15 protein-coding genes are annotated in these 16,248 nt (G+C 72.8%); 6 read left to right on the top strand and 9 right to left on the bottom strand.

Going from position 1 to position 16,248, the window contains the following annotated elements:
- The first annotated feature begins 188 nt into the window (after positions 1 to 188).
- The gene (locus ACKUB9_RS27235) at positions 189 to 431 is read left to right on the top strand and encodes a hypothetical protein (RefSeq protein ID WP_407529112.1); all 243 of its coding nucleotides are present in this window, start codon (positions 189 to 191) and stop codon (positions 429 to 431) included.
- Between the two features lie 202 nt (positions 432 to 633).
- Here ACKUB9_RS27235 and cyoD read toward each other — a convergent pair whose 3' ends face one another.
- The 6 genes from cyoD to gspG all read right to left on the bottom strand — a co-directional run bounded on the left by cyoD (position 634) and on the right by gspG (position 6,156).
- Positions 634 to 1,233: a cytochrome o ubiquinol oxidase subunit IV gene (gene cyoD / locus ACKUB9_RS27240; RefSeq protein ID WP_407529113.1), complete on the bottom strand. Its 600-nt coding sequence runs from the start codon at positions 1,231 to 1,233 to the stop codon at positions 634 to 636.
- The gene (locus tag ACKUB9_RS27245) at positions 1,230 to 1,925 is read right to left on the bottom strand and encodes a cytochrome (ubi)quinol oxidase subunit III (protein WP_407529114.1); all 696 of its coding nucleotides are present in this window, start codon (positions 1,923 to 1,925) and stop codon (positions 1,230 to 1,232) included. The genes cyoD and ACKUB9_RS27245 overlap by 4 nt, the downstream gene beginning before the upstream one ends.
- A complete protein-coding gene (locus ACKUB9_RS27250; RefSeq protein WP_407529115.1) occupies positions 1,922 to 3,925 on the bottom strand; it encodes a cbb3-type cytochrome c oxidase subunit I in 2,004 nt (667 codons plus the stop codon). Before ACKUB9_RS27250 ends, ACKUB9_RS27245 begins: the two co-directional genes overlap by 4 nt.
- Positions 3,926 to 3,927: 2 nt before the next feature.
- Positions 3,928 to 4,830: a ubiquinol oxidase subunit II gene (gene cyoA, locus ACKUB9_RS27255; protein WP_407529116.1), complete on the bottom strand. Its 903-nt coding sequence runs from the start codon at positions 4,828 to 4,830 to the stop codon at positions 3,928 to 3,930.
- 332 nt (positions 4,831 to 5,162) lie between these two features.
- The gene (locus tag ACKUB9_RS27260) at positions 5,163 to 5,429 is read right to left on the bottom strand and encodes a hypothetical protein (RefSeq protein ID WP_407529117.1); all 267 of its coding nucleotides are present in this window, start codon (positions 5,427 to 5,429) and stop codon (positions 5,163 to 5,165) included.
- Positions 5,430 to 5,703: 274 nt separating this feature from the next.
- A complete protein-coding gene (gene gspG / locus ACKUB9_RS27265; protein ID WP_407529118.1) occupies positions 5,704 to 6,156 on the bottom strand; it encodes a type II secretion system major pseudopilin GspG in 453 nt (150 codons plus the stop codon).
- A 191-nt stretch (positions 6,157 to 6,347) separates the two neighbouring features.
- Between gspG and ACKUB9_RS27270 the strand changes: the two genes are divergently transcribed.
- Positions 6,348 to 7,199, top strand: coding sequence for a hypothetical protein (locus tag ACKUB9_RS27270; RefSeq protein ID WP_407529119.1), 852 nt, complete (start codon positions 6,348 to 6,350; stop codon positions 7,197 to 7,199).
- 6 nt (positions 7,200 to 7,205) lie between these two features.
- Positions 7,206 to 7,682: a prepilin peptidase gene (locus tag ACKUB9_RS27275; protein ID WP_407529121.1), complete on the top strand. Its 477-nt coding sequence runs from the start codon at positions 7,206 to 7,208 to the stop codon at positions 7,680 to 7,682.
- A 14-nt stretch (positions 7,683 to 7,696) separates the two neighbouring features.
- On the opposite strand, the gene ACKUB9_RS27280 is transcribed toward ACKUB9_RS27275, so the two are convergent.
- Both ACKUB9_RS27280 and ACKUB9_RS27285 read right to left on the bottom strand, forming a co-directional pair.
- Positions 7,697 to 8,908: a type II secretion system F family protein gene (locus ACKUB9_RS27280; RefSeq protein WP_407529123.1), complete on the bottom strand. Its 1,212-nt coding sequence runs from the start codon at positions 8,906 to 8,908 to the stop codon at positions 7,697 to 7,699.
- Positions 8,908 to 10,641: a GspE/PulE family protein gene (locus ACKUB9_RS27285; RefSeq protein WP_407529125.1), complete on the bottom strand. Its 1,734-nt coding sequence runs from the start codon at positions 10,639 to 10,641 to the stop codon at positions 8,908 to 8,910. The genes ACKUB9_RS27280 and ACKUB9_RS27285 overlap by 1 nt, the downstream gene beginning before the upstream one ends.
- A 193-nt stretch (positions 10,642 to 10,834) precedes the next feature.
- Here ACKUB9_RS27285 and ACKUB9_RS27290 point away from each other — a divergent pair, with 193 nt between their 5' ends.
- Genes ACKUB9_RS27290 through ACKUB9_RS27300 form a run of 3 tightly spaced genes read left to right on the top strand, consistent with a single transcriptional unit; the run spans position 10,835 to position 13,033 of the window.
- Positions 10,835 to 11,944, top strand: a complete 1,110-nt coding sequence (locus ACKUB9_RS27290; protein ID WP_407529127.1) for a hypothetical protein — start codon at positions 10,835 to 10,837, stop codon at positions 11,942 to 11,944.
- Positions 11,941 to 12,477, top strand: a complete 537-nt coding sequence (locus ACKUB9_RS27295) for a GspMb/PilO family protein (RefSeq protein ID WP_407529129.1) — start codon at positions 11,941 to 11,943, stop codon at positions 12,475 to 12,477. Before ACKUB9_RS27290 ends, ACKUB9_RS27295 begins: the two co-directional genes overlap by 4 nt.
- Before the next feature lie 22 nt (positions 12,478 to 12,499).
- Entirely contained in the window at positions 12,500 to 13,033 is a 534-nt protein-coding gene (locus ACKUB9_RS27300; RefSeq protein WP_407529130.1) for a hypothetical protein, read from the top strand.
- A gap of 785 nt (positions 13,034 to 13,818) precedes the next feature.
- Here the strand turns inward: ACKUB9_RS27300 and gspD are convergent.
- The gene (gene gspD, locus ACKUB9_RS27305; protein ID WP_407529132.1) at positions 13,819 to 16,176 is read right to left on the bottom strand and encodes a type II secretion system secretin GspD; all 2,358 of its coding nucleotides are present in this window, start codon (positions 16,174 to 16,176) and stop codon (positions 13,819 to 13,821) included.
- Between the last annotated feature and the right edge of the window lie 72 nt (positions 16,177 to 16,248).

Below are 16,248 nucleotides of genomic sequence, written 5' to 3' on the forward strand. Positions count from 1 at the left end.
CCCGCTCCAATTTTCCCAACCGAACAGAACGTCTTACGAGAAAGCCGCCTTCGGGCGGCTTCGTCGTTTCTATGTCTGCGAAACCACGGCGGAACCGGCTGCGGAGGCGAAAGGCATCGCTCTCTCGCGACAGTGTGCCGCGCAACACGCAGGGCCTCACCCGGGCCGATCGAGGAGGACGGAGCGGCATGGCGATCAAGGCTCTCAACGACCGCAAGAAGCTCTCGAACGACTTCAACGACGCGACGGACACCTTCATCGACGAGGTTCTGGACGCTCTCCAGGCCGGAACGATCCCGCGCGATCTGGCGCGGGCCTACCTCGCGCATCCCGTCGCCATGATGCACTCGGACGGAGCACAGGCCGTGGCGAACTACCTCGACCGCATGCTGTCGCAGCGGCCCGCGATCGACTGGACTCCGGGCAGCTAGCCCTCGACGCCGAAGCGAACGGCTGCTCATATCTCGGGCTCGACCTGCCGCCGGGCGGCACCCGTTACCGCGTCGTGGACCAGGACGGCCGCGAGGTCGTGATCACGCACGACCCACCGGCCTGAGCTCGCCTCGATCGCTGATCGCGGTGGCCTGAGCGATCGTCACGCGGTCTCGCCCGCCCGTTCCGACCGGCCCCGGGTCAATGCCGCATGACCGGGCCCGGCGCCGCGTGCATCGGCCCGCCCGCCGGCATCATGTTGGCGTTCATGTGCGACATGATCCACAGGGTCCCGCCGATCAGGAGCACGACGATCAGGACGCCGAAGGCGAGCGCCAGGGCGTTGTTGATGTGGTCCGGCGAGGTCGTCAGGTGGAGGAAAAAGACGAGGTGGACGCCGATCTGCGCGATCGCGAGCACGACCAGCGCAACGGGCTGCCCCGGTCCGTAGATGAGGTCCGTGTACGAGAGACCGAACGATCCGGCCGTCAGCAGGGCCGCCAGCGCGAGGCCGATGAGGTAGCTCCGGACGGCGGCGGCGACGCTCGTGCCGTCCTGCCCGTGCGCGCCGGGCGCGACATCGCCGGCCGGCGGCGTCCCGCGCCGCGATCCGGACGCGGGGCCGTCGCGCCCGCCGGCGACCTGCGCCGGGGCCGCCACCCCGCCGCCCGGAGCGGCGACGCTCCCGGCGCGCGCTCCCTTGCGGCCGAGAAGCCCGATGACGGCGAGGAGCGGCAGCGCCGCGATCCAGGCGAGCCGGCGTCCGCCGCGCGCGGCGGTACCCTGCGGCACCCGAGTCATGCGCCCGCTCCCATCAGGTAGGCCACCGTGAACACGCCCACCCAGATGATGCCGAGGGCGTGCCAGAACAGGCTCCAGCAGGAGGTGCGGCGGACGATGTCGTCCCGAAAATCCTTGGCGGCGACCTGCGCCATCATGGTCAGCAGCCACAGGAGGCCGACGGTGACGTGCAGACCGTGGCAGCCGACCAGGGTGAAGAAGGCCGACAGGAAGGCGGAGCGGGTCGGCCCCGCCCCGCGCGCGACGAGCCCGAGAAATTCCCTGGCTTCGAGCGCCAGGAAGGCGGCCCCGAGGACGGCCGTCGCCAGCATGGCGATCTGGAACCAGAACCGGTTGCGGACCCGCATCGCCACCGTCGCGAGGCCGCAGGTGAAGCTCGACAGAAGCAGGCAGGCCGTCTCGAGGGCGAGGGCGCCGCGGTCGAGGATGTCGGCGCCGGAGGGGCCACCCGCCGTGGCCTCCCTCAGGGTGGCGAAGGCGGCGAACAGCGTCGCGAAGGTGATGACGTCCGCCAGGATGAAGATCCAGAAGCCGAAGCCCACCACGATGGGCTTGGGCGACGGTCCGCCGCTGCCGTGACCGGTGGACTCGTCCTCCCCGCCCGAGCCGCGGCCGAGGCGGTAGGGGTCGGGGTGGGGTGGCGCCCGCCCGTCGGACCGGTTCGGCGCGAAGGCCGCGATCGTCCCGCTCACGAGGCGGCCTCCAGCTCCCGCAGGGACGCGCTGCGACGGCGGCGGTTCTCGGCATCGATCCGGGCCACCGTCTCCGCCGGGATCTCGTCCTCGGTGCGGTCCCGCCACGCGAAGACGACGAAGGTGGCGTAGGCCCCGAGGCTCCCCACGATCGCCAGCCACCAGATGTGCCAGATCATCGCGAAGCCGATCAGGGTGGCGAAGAAGGCGCAGACGAAGCCCGTGGGACTGTTGCGCGGCACCTCGATCGGCGCGTAGCGCGGCGCGTCCGGGAGCGCGTGCTGCTCCCGCGCGCGCTCCTTGATCGACCAGTAGGGCTCCTCGCCGTGCACGTCCGGCAGGACGGCGAAGTTGAAGGCGGGCGGGGGCGAGGAGGTGGACCATTCGAGGGAGCGCCCGTCCCAGGGGTCGCCCGTCGCGTCGCGCAGGGCCTCGCGCTGCCGGATCGAGACGACGAGCTGGACGGCCTGGCAGGCGATGCCGCACAGGATCGCGAGGGCCCCGAGAAGCGCGACGAGGAGCCAGGGCCGCCACTCCGCGATCGTGTAGTGCTGGAGCCGGCGCGTCATCCCGTCGAGGCCGGTCACGTAGAGCGGCCCGAAGGCGAGCCAGAAGCCGACCTGCCAGAACCAGAACGAGGCCTTGCCCCAGCCCTCGTGCAGCCGGAAGCCGAAGGCCTTCGGGAACCAGTAGGTGTAACCCGCGAAGGCCCCGAACAGCACGCCGCCGATGATGACGTTGTGGAAATGCGCGACCAGGAAGGTCGAGTTGTGCAGCACGAAGTCGACCGGCGGGATGGCGAGCAGCACGCCGGTCATGCCGCCCACGACGAAGGTGAGCATGAAGCCCACCGTCCAGAGCATCGCCGCGCTCATCCGCACGGAGCCGCCGTACATGGTGAAGAGCCAGTTGAAGACCTTCACGCCGGTCGGCACCGCGATGATCATCGACATGATGCCGAAGATGCCGTTGACCGCGGCGCCCGCGCCCATGGTGAAGAAGTGATGCAGCCAGACCATGAAGGCGAGCATGCAGATCGCCATGGTGGCGAGCACCATCGAGCGGTAGCCGAACAGCGGCTTGCCCGAGAAGGTCGAGACCACCTCCGAGAAGATCCCGAAGGCGGGCAGGATCAGGATGTAGACCTCCGGGTGCCCCCAGGCCCAGATCAGCGACATGAACAGCATCGAGTTGCCGCCGTTCGTGTCGGTGAAGAACTGGAAGCCGAGATAGCGGTCGAGGAGCAGCATGCCCGAGACGGCGGTGAGGATCGGGAAGGCCGCCACGATGAGCAGGTTGGTGGCGAGCGCGGTCCAGCAGAACATCGGCATGCGCAGGTAGCTCATGCCGGGCGCCCGCAGCTTCAGGATGGTCGTGACGAAGTTGATGCCGGTCATCAGCGTGCCGATTCCGGCGATGGACAGCGCCCACAGCCAGTAATCGACCCCGACCCCGGGCGAGTAGGTGATCTCGGAGAGCGGCGGATAGGGCAGCCAGCCGGTGCGCTGGAACTCGCCGACCACCAGGGACAGGTTGACGAGCAGCGCGCCCGTGCAGGTGAGCCAGAAGGAGACCGAGTTCAGCGTCGGGAAGGCGACGTCGCGCACGCCGAGCTGGAGCGGCAGCACGAAGTTCATCAGCCCGATCATGAACGGCATCGCCACGAAGAAGATCATGATCGTGCCGTGAGCCGAAAAGATCTGGTTGTAGTGCTCGGGGGGCAGGTAGCCCGGTGCGTTGAAGGCGAGCGCCTGCTGGGAGCGCATCATCATGGCGTCGGTGAAGCCGCGCAGCAGCATCACGAGCGCGAAGAGCACGTACATGACGCCGATGCGCTTGTGATCGACCGAGGTGATCCACTCGCGCCAGAGATACGGCAGGTGGCCGGCGAGCACGATCCAGGCGATCACGCCGAGGAGGAGGCACCCGACGACCGCGCCGGCGAACAGGGGGATCGGCTGATCGAGCGGGATCGCCGCGAGGGAGAGCTTGCCGAGCACCGTCAGCTTCCTTGCCGGGGGGATACGGTCCGATCGGGCCTGCCCTTCACGGGCCCGGGTCCCGGTGGAAGCGCATGTCCGACGATCCGGTCGAAGAGGCCGTCGTCGGGAAGCCTGTAGGTCTTCGGGGGATCCTTGACGCTCTGCCGGGAGAGCGCCCGGTAGGCGTCGTCATCGAGTGTGTCCGTCGAGGCCCGGGCGCCGTCGATCCAGGCCGCGAAGGCGGCGTCCGGGACCGCCTGCGTCACGAAGGTCATGTCGGAAAAACCGTCGCCGCTCAGGTGCGTCGACAGCCCGTGGAAGCGCCCCTCCCGGTCCGCCCGGAGGTTGAGCCGGGTGGTCATCCCGCTCATCGTGTAGATCATCGAGCCGAGCCGCGGCACGAAGAACCCGTTCCACACGCTCGCCGAGGTGAGGCTGAAGCGAATTGGCCGGCCGACCGGGATCACGAGTTGGTTGAGGCTGGCGACGCGCGCCTCGGGGTAGATGAAGAGCCACTTCCAATCGAGCGAGACCACCTGCACCTCCAGCGGCGTCGCGTCGCCGGGCAGGGGATTGGCGGGGTCGAGGTCGTGGCTGGCGATCCAGGCGATGCCGCCGAGGAACATGATCGTCATCAGGGGCACGGACCACGTGACGATCTCGATCCGTCCCGAGAAGCTCCAGTGCGGCAGGCGCGTGGCCCTGGCGTTGCCGGGCCGGAACCACCAGACGAAGCCGAGCGTCGCCAGCATGGTCGGCACCACGATGCCGAGCATGATGACGAGGGCGTTGAACAGGATCGTCCGTTCCTGCATCCCGACCGGGCCGGCGGGGTCGAGCACCCGCAGGGTGCAGCCCGACAGGCCCAGGCCGAGAACGATCGGCCCGCCCGCCCGCGCGAGGCGACGCCAGAGGTCTGCCACGGTCGCACCTCACCCCACCGAGATCCGACGGACGCGGCCCGGCCTCGACGGAGGCGCATCTAGAGCGTTGCGTCAGCGGGGGAAGACGAGATCCTGCGATCTGCTCACAACCATGGATTGACGCATTCCGACGGTCGGCTCGGGGTAGAACGACGGCCGGTATACCGCGGACGGCGTCGCGGGGGCTTGGCGGACATCGTTCGCCGAGGCGGCCGGAAGGGTCGATCGTCAGGTGAGCAGCGCCCGCCCGGGGCGCGGGACGTGGAGGCTGTCCACGCCGCGGGATGTCGGGACCTTGGCCCCTCCGTCGCGGCGGCGGCCTTGACCGGAGGCTACTTGCTGGCGGCGGAATGCTTCGGCGCCGCGGGCAAGGAGCTGTGCGCCGCCTTCGCCTTCTTGCGAAGCGGCTCGAGCCCGTAGGGGTCCGCCGGAATGTCGTAGGGGTGCCCGTAGGCATCGTCGCCGTCCGCGCGCGGGCCGGGCGAGTGGGCCATCGGCGCAGGCAGAGCCGCAGTGGTCTGCACCGGGGTCTGCATCTGTGCGGATGCGGCGGAACTCACGAGCATGGTAGCGGCAGCGATCAGCAGTGCAGGCCGCATGGGATTCCTCCAGTCTTGGTCGTCCGGCGCGGTCGTGAGACCACTTTCGCGCCTGCGAATGAACAGACGGTCAATGTTGCGTTGCACAGTCAAGCACCAACCGCACTGTCGGACCGCGGGGTGGCCCGGGAGGTGCGCTTTCGCACCCGTCGCACCTCCGTCCGGTCGGCCGGCCTGGCGGTGCGAGGCCACCATCGGACGCGGCCGGCCGCGCAGTGCCCGGACCGATGCGACGGGCGGCTCGCGGCGCGGTCGGTCCTGGCCTCACGCCCCCTCAGTGGCTCGCGAGATCGGCGCCGTCGCCGGAGCCGCCGACCTTGCCGTCGCTGCCGAGCGAGTAGACCTCGTAGGGCACGCCGCCCGCGCCCGGCGAGCGGTAGAGGTAGGGCTGGCCCCACGGATCGATCAGGCCGCGGGCGTCGCGCACGTAGGGGCCGCGCCACGCGGCTCCCGTGGGCTGGACCAGGGCCTGCAGGCCCTGCTGGCTCGTCGGATAGGTGCCGAGGTCGAGGTAATAGAGCTCCACCGCCTGGGCGATGTTCTTCACTTGGATCCGCGCGGTCTCGCCCTTGGCGCGGCCGAGATAGCCGAGCACCTGAGGGGTCACCAGGGTGGCGATCATGCCGATGATCGCCAGGACCACGAGAAGCTCGACGAGGGAATAACCCGCCTGGGCCGGGTCGGGCGGCCCCGCCCTCCCGCGCTCCACGATTGTGCTCCCGATCATGTTCTCTCCCAGGTGGAGGTCAGACGTCCGCGAAGGCTGCCACGCATTCCTGAAGAACATCTCACCGCGATGGCGCGGAGGCATGGCAGTCGAAGCGGGCGCAGGCCGGATTTTGGATCTTTGTTATCGATTTTCTGAAAGACCAGGGTGCCGAACCGCCTCGGATGGATGCGGCAGCCGCGGAAGAGCCCATGCACCGCCCCGACCCTCCCGCCCCGCGCAACCCCTCGGCCCGGCGCGTCCTCGTGCACGCCGCCCTGCTCCTCGGCACCTGCTTGGCGGCCGGGCCGGCGGGCGCCGCGGCGCTGGGCGAGCCCCTGACGCTGACGCTGCCGGCGCCGCTGCCCCCGGTGCGCGTGCTCACGCTCCTCGTCGGCCTGCACCTGATCGGGGTGTGCTTCGGGCTCGGCGGCGCGACGATGCTCGACTTCTGGATCCTGCGCTGGATGCGCTGGGGCAGCCTGCCGGACGAGATCGCCCGCATCTTCCTCTTCGTCAGCAAGGTCGTCTCGGTGGGCATCGGCCTGCTCTGGCTCTCGGGCCTCGGCTTCCTGGCGATCTACGCCGCGGAATCCCCCGACAAGCTCCAGAACCCGAAGCTCTGGGCCAAGGTGACGGTGGTGGTCGTGCTCACGCTGAACGGGCTCCTGATCCACGCCATGGTCCTGCCGGGCGTGCTGCGCGACGTGAGCCGGCCGATGCTCGACGGCGTCTCGGGCTCCCGCACCGGGATCTTCCTCGTCTCGGGCGCGGTCTCGGGCGTGTCGTGGTACACCGCCTTCGCGCTCGGGCTGATGCGCGAGCTGAACGGCACCGTCGCCTTCGGGCTGCTGATCGGGCTGTGGCTCGTCGGAATGGTCGCCGCCTCCCTGGCGGCCTACCTGTTCTGGCTGCACCTGCGCGAATGGAGCCTGCGGCGGCGGGAGGCGCTGCGAGCGACGGCAGGCGCGCCGCAAGCACGCCCGCCGGAGACGGGCCGCGCGGCCCGGGCGGGCATCCCGGAGAGCCGGATCGTGCGGCTCACCGCGTCGAACCGGGCCTGAGCCGCGATGCAGGCCGCGATCCAGGCGAGTTGGCTCGTCGTCCTCCTGCCCCTGCCGCTCACCCTGGCGGCGACGGTGACCGACCTGCGCGCCCGGATCATCCCGGATCGCCTCAACCTCGGGCTCTTCGGCCTCGGCCTCGCGCTGGCGGCGTGGGCGGATCCGGCTCCGGCCGCCATCGCCGCGCGCCTCGCGGAAGCCGGCCTCGCCGCCGGGCTTTTCTGGTCCCTGCGTGCCCTGCACGCGCACCTGCGCGGGCGGATCGGGCTCGGGCTCGGCGACGTGAAGTTCATCGGCACCGCCGCCGTCTGGACCGGGCTCGCGGGGCTGCCGCTCCTGATCCTCGTCGCCAGCACGGCGGCGCTCGCGGCCGTGGGCCTCGCCGCCCTGGCCGGACGCCGCGTCGCGGCGACCGACCGGCTGCCCTTCGGCCCGTTCCTCGCGCTCGGGCTGCACGCCGCGCTGCTCGCCGGGGGCGCCTGAGCGGCGCCCGCCGCTCACTGCGCGAGCTGGCCGACGCTCAGGATCGCGCCCATCACCGAGAGGATCAGGCCGCCGATCAGGCCGCCGATCGTCACCGTCACGAGCGGCGTCAGCAGGGCGAGCAGCCGGTCGATGCGCTGGCGGGTCTGGGTCTCGTGCATCGCGGCGGCGTGGGTCAGCACGCTGCCGAGGCGGTTCACCTGCTCGCCGCTGGCGATGAGGTTGAGGGTCGAGGGCGCGTGCGGGCGTAGGGAAGCGAGGCCGGAGGCGAGGCTGCCGCCCTCGGCCAGGCGCCGGCCGGCCTCCTCCAGCGCCTCGCGGAAGAGGCGGTTGCCGGCCAGCGGACGCGTCGCCGCGACCGCGTCGGGGATCGGCACCTGGGCGTCGAGCAGCGTGCCGAGCACGCGGCAGATCCGGCCGAGCTCGATCCCGATCACGATCTCGCGCACCAGGGGCAGGCGCAGCGCCAGCCGGCCGCGGGCGGCCGCGAAGGCGGGCTGCGGCCAGAGCCGGGCGAGGGCGAGGGCGGCGAGCGCCGCGCCGCCGAGGAGCCAGGGCCAGCCGGCCGAAAGACCCGCGCCGAGCGCCGCGGCGGCGCGGATCGCGAAGGGCGGCGCCTGGCCGGTGCCCTCGAACAGGGGGGCGAGCGCCGGCACCAGCACGCCGACGATCATCGCCACGGTGCCGATCGCCATCACCACGAGGAGCGCCGGATAGATCAGCGCCGAGACGAGGTGGCGGCGCACCGCGTCCCGGCGCTCGATCGAGCCGGTGAGCGAGGCGATCACGTCGGTGAGCGTGCCGGTCGCCTCGCCGGCCCGCACGATGTCGACCATGTCGCGCGGGAAGGCCTGCGGATGGGCGGCCATCGCCCGGGACAGCGAGGCGCCCCCCACGACCCGTTCGAGGAGGTCGGCGAGCACCGGCCGCAGGGCGGCGGAGGCCTGCCGCTCCACGAGGCGCAGGGCGCGGTCGACGGTGAGGCCGGCGCCGAGCAGCGTCCCGAACTCGCGCAGGAAGGCGATCCGGGCGGCGTCGTTCACCCGGTCGCGGCCGAACAGGTCGCGGTTCCAGAACGCGGCCGGCCCGGCGGCGGGCGCGATGGCGAAGACCTGGAGCCCGTCGGCCCGCAGCCGCGCCACGGCGCGCTGGCGGGTCTCGGCCTCGATCATCCCGGCGCGGGCGCGCCCGTCCGCCGCGTAGGCCCGGTAGGCGAAGCGCACCATCAGATCTGCCCTTCCAGCACGCGGCCGACCTCGTCGAGGGTGGTGTCGCCGGACAGCACCCGGGCGCGCCCGGTCTCGGCGAGGCTCGCCATGCCGGCGCCGGCGGCGGCCGCCGCGATCGCCGCCTCGCCCGCCCGGTCGGCGATCAGCCCGCGCAGGCCGGCATCGAGCGGCATGATCTCCGAGACCACCATCCGGCCGCGATAGCCGGTGCGGTTGCAGGCCGGGCAGCCGCAGGCCCGCCGGAGGCTCAGCGGCGCGTCCGGCGCGGCGTGCAGGCGCAGGCGCTCCGGCGCGGTGGCGGGCTCCGGCACCGCGCAGTCGGCGCAGAGCCGGCGCACGAGGCGCTGGGCGAGGACGCCGTTGAGGGTCGCGGCGATGAGGTAGGGCTCGACCCCCATGTCCATCAGCCGCGTCACGGCGGAGGGCGCGGAGTTGGTGTGCAGCGTCGAGATCACGAGATGGCCCGTGAGCGCGGCCTGCACGGCGATGCGCGCGGTCTCGCCGTCGCGGATCTCGCCCACCATCACCACGTCCGGGTCCTGGCGCAGGATCGAGCGCAGGGCGGCGGCGAAGTCGAGGCCGATGCCGGGATGCGCCTGCACCTGGTTCACGCCGGCCATCCGGTACTCGACCGGATCCTCGACGCTCACGACCTTGAGGTGGGGTCCGTTGAGGCGCCGGAGCGCCGCGTAGAGGGTGGTGGTCTTGCCCGAGCCCGTCGGACCGGTGACGAGGACGAGGCCGTTGGGCTTGGCCGTCATCGCCTCGATCCGGGCGATCGCCGGGGCGTCGAAGCCCAGGGCGGCAAAATCCTCGACGCGGCGCGAGCCGTCGAGGACGCGCAGCACCACGCTCTCGCCGTGGGCGGTGGGCAGGGTCGAGACGCGGATGTCGATCTCCTGGCCCCGGTCCGGCGCCTTCATGCGCCCGTCCTGGGGGAGGCGCCGCTCGGCGATGTTGAGCCCGGCCTGGATCTTGATGCGGGTGGTGAGCGCGAGTTGCACGGATTTGGGCAGCCGCTCGGCCTCCATCAGCACGCCGTCGACGCGGTAGCGCACCCGCATGTCCGCCTCCTCGGCCTCCAGGTGGATGTCGGAGGCGGAGAGTTCGAAGGCCTTGCGCACCAGCCGGGCGGCGAGGCGCACGATCGGCGCCTGGCTCGCCACGTCCTGTAGCCGGGCGAGGTCGTCGTCGGCGGCGCCGTCCGGATCGGCGCCGGCGGCGTCGCCGTAGAGCCCGCGATGCGCCCGCTCGAAGCTGCCCGGCCCGATCAGGCGGCGCTCCACGCGCCGGTCGGCGAGGTGCTCCAGGGCGGCCGGGATCTCGGGGTCGAAGGCGTCGACCACCGCGACGACGAGGCGGTCGGCCTCGGCCGCCAGCGGCAGCACCCGGGCGCGGGCGCAGTAATCGGCGCCGATGAGCTCGGGCAGGACGGGGCCGCCCGGCACCTCCTCCTCGCGCAGGACGGACAGGCCCGTCGCCTCGGCCAGGGCGGTGACGAGCGTCGTCTCGTGGACGAGGCCGAGTTCGGTCAGGAGGACCGGCAGGGGACGGCGGCCCGGCAGGTCCAGGGCGGCGAGCGCACGCTCGTGCCCGCCCGCATCCAGCGCCTGGACGTCCGCGAGGTAGCCGACGAAGGCGCGGGCGGCGTCGCGGTGCTCGCGGGCCGGCCCGCGCCGGTCGGGCCGCACCTGCCGCGGCCGGCTCTTGGCGCCCCAGATGCTCAGCATCGCCCGAATCCTCGTCACGCCCGCATCCGGCGCCGTCCGCCGCCCCGCCTGTTCACGAAGCGGATCCCTGCGTCATGTCGCAGAGGAATACGGCGTGAACCGGAAGCTTCCCCGATGCTTTTTAAGGGGAGCGCAACACTACAGTCTTAACAAGGATTCCCGCGGCCGCACCGAGCCGGGCACAGGAGCCGACGTGAGCGCCCATCCCGCGGCCTCGCCGCCATCCCGCCGCCTCCCGCATCGCGCGGGCAGCCCGCCCGCACGGCTGCTGCGCGAGGGGCTCGATGCGACCGCCCGCCTCCTCGGCTTCGTCGAGCCCCGCACCGACCGCGCGCCCGCCGACCTGACGATCCGGATCGGCCCGCCGGGCGATCCAATGCTCGCCGTGATCGACCGGCGGGAGGAAGCGCCGCGCACCTACCGCTTCGAGGCCGGGGCGGACGACCTCGCCGAGCGTCTGGCGGCCATCGGCGGCGGGCGCAGCGGCGCGCGCGCCAAGATCCTCGTGGACCCCGCCGCCTGCTTCACGCGCAGCCTCGTGCTGCCGGGGGCGGCGCTGCCGCGCATGCGCGCCCTGCTGGCGCAGGAACTGGAGGCGGCGACCCCCTTCCGCATGGAGGCGGTTTATGCCGATTGGTACGTGGAGGGGGAGGACGACGTGGCGCACACCCTGCTCGTGCGCCACGTCGTCCTGAAGCGGACGCGCCTCGACCCACTCCTCGCCGCCCTGGCCCAGGCCGGCCTCGCGGCGGGGCCGGTGACGGTCGGGCGGGAGGAGGACCAGACCATGCCGGTCGACCTCCTCAGCGGCGGCCACCGCGCCCTGCCGGGGTTTTTTGCCGGCCGGCGGGCGGGCGACCTCGTCCTAGTGATCGGGGCGCTCCTCCTCGGCCTCGCCGCCTACGGGGGGCTGCGCCAGCACCAGGAGCGAACGCTCCTCGCCCTCGACGAGGCCTTCGCGGCCGCGCGCCGGGCCGCCGGGCCGCCCGCCGCACCCGCGATCCGGGAGGGCAGCGCCCTGATCCTGTCCGGGCGGACGCCCGGGCTGGCGCGGAGCTGGGACGCCCTCGCGGCCGCGCTGCCGGACGGCGCCTCGGCGATGGCCCTGCGCCTCGATGCCGCCGGCCTCGTCCTGACGCTGTCGGCCGCGGCGGGAATGGCCGACGAGGCGGCGATCCTGGCCGCCCTCGGCCGCGTGCCGGGCTTTGCCGGCCCGGTCCTGCAGGATTCCGCCGCCGGTCCGGACGAGTCGCGCCGGCTCGTCGTCCTGCTGCCGCGGACGGAGACCGGGGGAAGGCCATGAGGAGACGCGTCCCGGATCTCGCCGGCCGGCCGCTGCTCGCCGGCTGCGCCGCGCTCGGCCTCGTCCTGGCCGCCGCGGCGGGCCCGCTCTCGTCCGTCCTGCACGCGTCGGAGGAGATCGAGGCCGCCCGCGCGCGGCTCGCCGCGGCCCGGGAGGCGGTTTCTCGCCCGCGGGCGGCGGCGCCCCTCGCGGGGCCGAGCGCGGACGCGCTGCTGGCGGCCCTCCGTGAGCACCTCGACACGCTCGCGGCCGGGCGCGCCGCGGTGATCGACGCGGCGGAGGTCGCGCCGGATCCGGACCGGCCGGCGCTGCCGCGCCTGCGCGCGAGCCTGCGCGGCACCGCCGAGGGTCTGCACGGCCTCGTGCACGCGCTCGAGACCGGGGCGCCGCTCATCGCCGTCGAGGAGGCCGATCTCGGCATCTTGCGGCCCGCCGACGCGGAGACCGGGCGGCCGACCGTGATGCGCCTCGCGGTGACGGTCCGGGGCGTGCTCACCCCGGCCGAGCCCGCACCCCGCGGGGCAGGGCCGTGAGGGACGCGTCATGAACCGGGCCATGGGCGGCGGCAGAATGGACGGCGTGAGCCGCGGCCTGAGATCCCTGGCGCGGCACCTCGCGGCGACCGGCCCCTGGCCGCGGGCCGCGTTCGGGCTCGCCGGAATCGCGGCCGTGGCGGTTCACGCGTGGCCGGTCGCCATCGCGCCCGCGCCAGCCCCGCCCCCGGCGGTCGCGGCGCCGCCCGCGGACGGGTCGGCGCTGACCCGTCCGCTCTTCGATCCGGGCCGGCGGGACTGGACCGCCCGCGGCAGCCGGTCCGCGGTGACGGAGGGCGAGCCGCACCGGCCCGTCCTCACCCTCCGGGGCATCCTGCTCGACGGGAGCACGGCGCGCGCGCTGATCGACGACGGCGAGGGCCCGGTCTGGCTCGGGCGCGGCGAGGGGCGGGGCGACTGGCAGGTCTCGGCGATCGGCGCGGACCGGGTGAGCGTGACCCAGCGCGGGCAGACCTTCGCGGCCGAGTTCATGGGGCCGCCCGCGACGCTGCGCCCGGCACGGCCGGCGGAGGACGCGGTCGGGCTGCGGCCCTGACGCCGCGCGGGCGGAGCGCCAGAGCAGCGCCCGATCGCGTTGCAACACGGTCCACGACAGCATGATGGCGGGGCAGACGCACGGGCGAGACGGACGGCAGACGCCCCCGCGCTCCTGGCGGACGCTTGATCGGGACGCCGCATGGCAGGGCCGTCTCCGCGGCAGTCCCGTCGATGGACGAGCGTGGGATTCCCTCTCCCGTGCGGGCTTGCCTATTCACACATCGCCGAATGAGACCAACGGCCCAGGATGCTGACGCATCGGGCCGTTGAGTTATCTCGAATTTTCGGCATCAAGCCAAGGGTTTGACGAAAATTCGAGAGCGGAACCAACGGTCATTGGAAATGACCGTTGGTATGAGACGCGGGATCCCCTCTCCCGTGCGGGAGAGGGGTAGGGGTGAGGGTCCCGGGAGGGTGCCGCAAGAAGGCGGAACGCTGCCGCTATCAGCACTACGCTTGGTGCTTGAACCTGACCCGTTCCGCTCCCCTCACGACGCTTTCAGGGTCTCAACGGCCCCACCTGGACCCTCACCCCTGCCCCTCTCCCGCACGGGAGAGGGGTTCCCCGCGCTTCGTTCGGCAAGGGGGTGGAGCGCATCGCCGAGACGCCGCCGCGCGACCGCTTCTCCTGGACCATCCTCGATCCGGGCGTGACGGTCGCCGCACGACGGCATGGCCGTGTGCGCCTGTCGTGTACCGTGGACGCCGCGCGGGCGCTGCTCCAAGCCTTTGATCGACCGCATGGTCTGCGACGAACCGAGATCCACTTCGTCGGACAATACTCTAATCGATCATGCGGCGCAGGACGCCCTCGGCGCCGGGTGGCGTCGCCATCAGGGGGGGAGGGGGCGGCACCGGCCGCATCGGCATCATCGCCTGGAACTGCCGGCGGAAATCCTCGGCGATCCGGTCGGCCTCCGTCGTGCCGCGGATCACCTTCGGGCGAATGAACACGATCAGTTCCGTGCGCACCCGCTCGTCGATGCGGTTGCGGAAGGCCGGCCCGACCAGCGGCAGATCGCCCAGCAGGGGCACGCTCTCGCTGGAGATCCGCGCCTTCTCCTGCACCATGCCGCCGATCGCGAGGCTGTGGCCGTCGGTCACCGCGACGCTCGTCGCCACCCGGCGCTGGCGGATGGTCGGCGAGTTGATCGCCGAGGTGGTGGTCGGCACCACGTCGCTGACCTCCTGGTTGATGTCCAGCACCACGAGGCCGTTCTTGTTGACCCGCGGCGTCACCGACAGGATGACGCCCGTGTCCTTCAGCTCGATCTGGTTAAGGATCGGCGCTCCAGCCGCGAGCGCGCTCTGGCCGGTCTGCTTCACGATCGGCACTTGGTCGCCGATCTGGAGCTTGGCGGTGCGGTTGTCGAGGACCGTGATGTTGGGCGAGGAGATGACGTTGACGCGGGTGATGCCCTGGAGGGCGTTGAGCACGACGTTGAAGTCGGCCGCGTCGAGCAGGTAGTTGAAGCCCGGCACGCCCCGGGCCGCGGCCTTGACGACCGCCGCCACGCCGCCCCCCGCGGCCGTGTTCCGGATCGTCTCGGTCTGGGCGAGGTTGAAGCCCGAGCCACGGTTCTTGAGGAACCACTGCACGCCGAACTGGAGCTCGTTGTTGAGCGTCACCTCGGCGATCACCGTCTCCAGCAGGACCTGGGTCGGCATCGCGTCGAGGCGCCCGAGGATGCGCAGGATCTTGTCGTACTGGTTGCGGGTCGCCGAGACCACGATGCTGTTGTTGGTCTCGTCCGCGACGATGCCGATGATGTCGCGGCGTCCCCCGTAGGCCGTCGTCGTCATGCCCGGATCGCCGCCGTAGACGCCGCCGCCGCCGCCGGGGCCGAAGGCGTAGCCGCCGAGTCCCAGCCCGCCCGATCCCTGGCCCACGCCCGGATAGGCGCCGGTCCCGGCCGGAGAAGAGGCGAGGCCTGGCGCGCCGGACGGCGCGAAGGATGGCCCCCCGGGCGGCGAGAAGGACGGTCCCCCGGGCGCCGGCCCGCCGAAGGCTTGCCCGCCGGGAGCCGGCCCGGCGCCCACGCCGACGCCCGCGGCCTCGCCCCCGAACCCGAACCCGCCGGCGCCCGGCGCGGCGGGGTCCGCGCCGGCCCCGAGGCCCTGGCCGGCGCCGCCGTAGCCGGGGAGGGCGGCCGAGGCCGGGTAGGGGCCGCCGAACTCGGCGGCGACCACGCCCTGGAGCACGGCAGCGAGTTCCTTGGCCGACCGGTTCTGGATGCGGTAGACGAAGAGCTGGCGCTCGCGCTCGGCGGCGAGGCCCTCCAGTCGCTCCAGCCAGAGGCGGGCGCGGTCGAGGTAGACCGACCGCGAGCTGACCACCAGGATCGCCCCGAGTCCCTCGTTGGGCACGAAGCGGATCACGTCCCCGGTGCCCGCGCTGTCCCCGCCGAAGACCTGGGTGAGGTCGCGGGCGATCGCCCGGGGATTGCCGCTGCGCACCGGCAGCATCGCGGTCGACATCCCGCGCATCCAGTCGACGTCGAACACCGCGATGGTCTGGCGCAGCACCCGGACCTGGGTGGCATCCCCGGACAGGATCAGGAGGTTGCGCGCCCGGTCGACCCGCAGCACCACCTCGCGGGGCGCGACGGCGGCCAGGATGGCCTGCATCTCCGCGGCGGCGATCCAGCGCAGCGGAACCGTGACGGCCCCCGCCTCGGCGCCCGGACCCTGGACCGGCTGCACCCCGGCGCCGCCCGCCGGCCCGATCTGGGCCGTGCGGCCCCGCCGCCGCAGCACCAGACCGCGGCTGCCGAGGGCCGCATCGAACATCGCGAGCAGCGTCTCGCGCGCGACCGGCCCGCCCGTCTGGAGCGTGATCGTCCCGAAGGCCTGGGGGTCGAGGGTGTAGCCCCAGCCGAGCGCGTCGGCGAGCACCGCCTTGGCGGCGGCCGGGAGGGGCACGTCGACGAGGTTGAGGCTGACCAGGCCGCTCGGCAGCGGCTCCCGCGGCTCCGCCTCGCCGCCGACGAGGCGGTCGGTGCCGCGCAGGACGATGCCCGCGTGGCCGCGCCCACCGATCCCGCTGCCCCGCCCTGGACCGGAAGCCGGCTCGGCGGCGAGCGCCGCGCCGGCCGCGGCGCCGACGAGCGCCGCCCCGACGACCTGTGCCCACCCTCTCATGCCGCTGCTGTTCCTTCAGGTTCCGTGAATTTCGGCTGCCCGGACGCTAGAGTTTCATGGTTAATAAACCCT

This window comes from Methylobacterium oryzisoli (genome assembly GCF_046557895.1).
Classification (GTDB): Bacteria; Pseudomonadota; Alphaproteobacteria; order Rhizobiales; family Beijerinckiaceae; genus Methylobacterium; species Methylobacterium oryzisoli.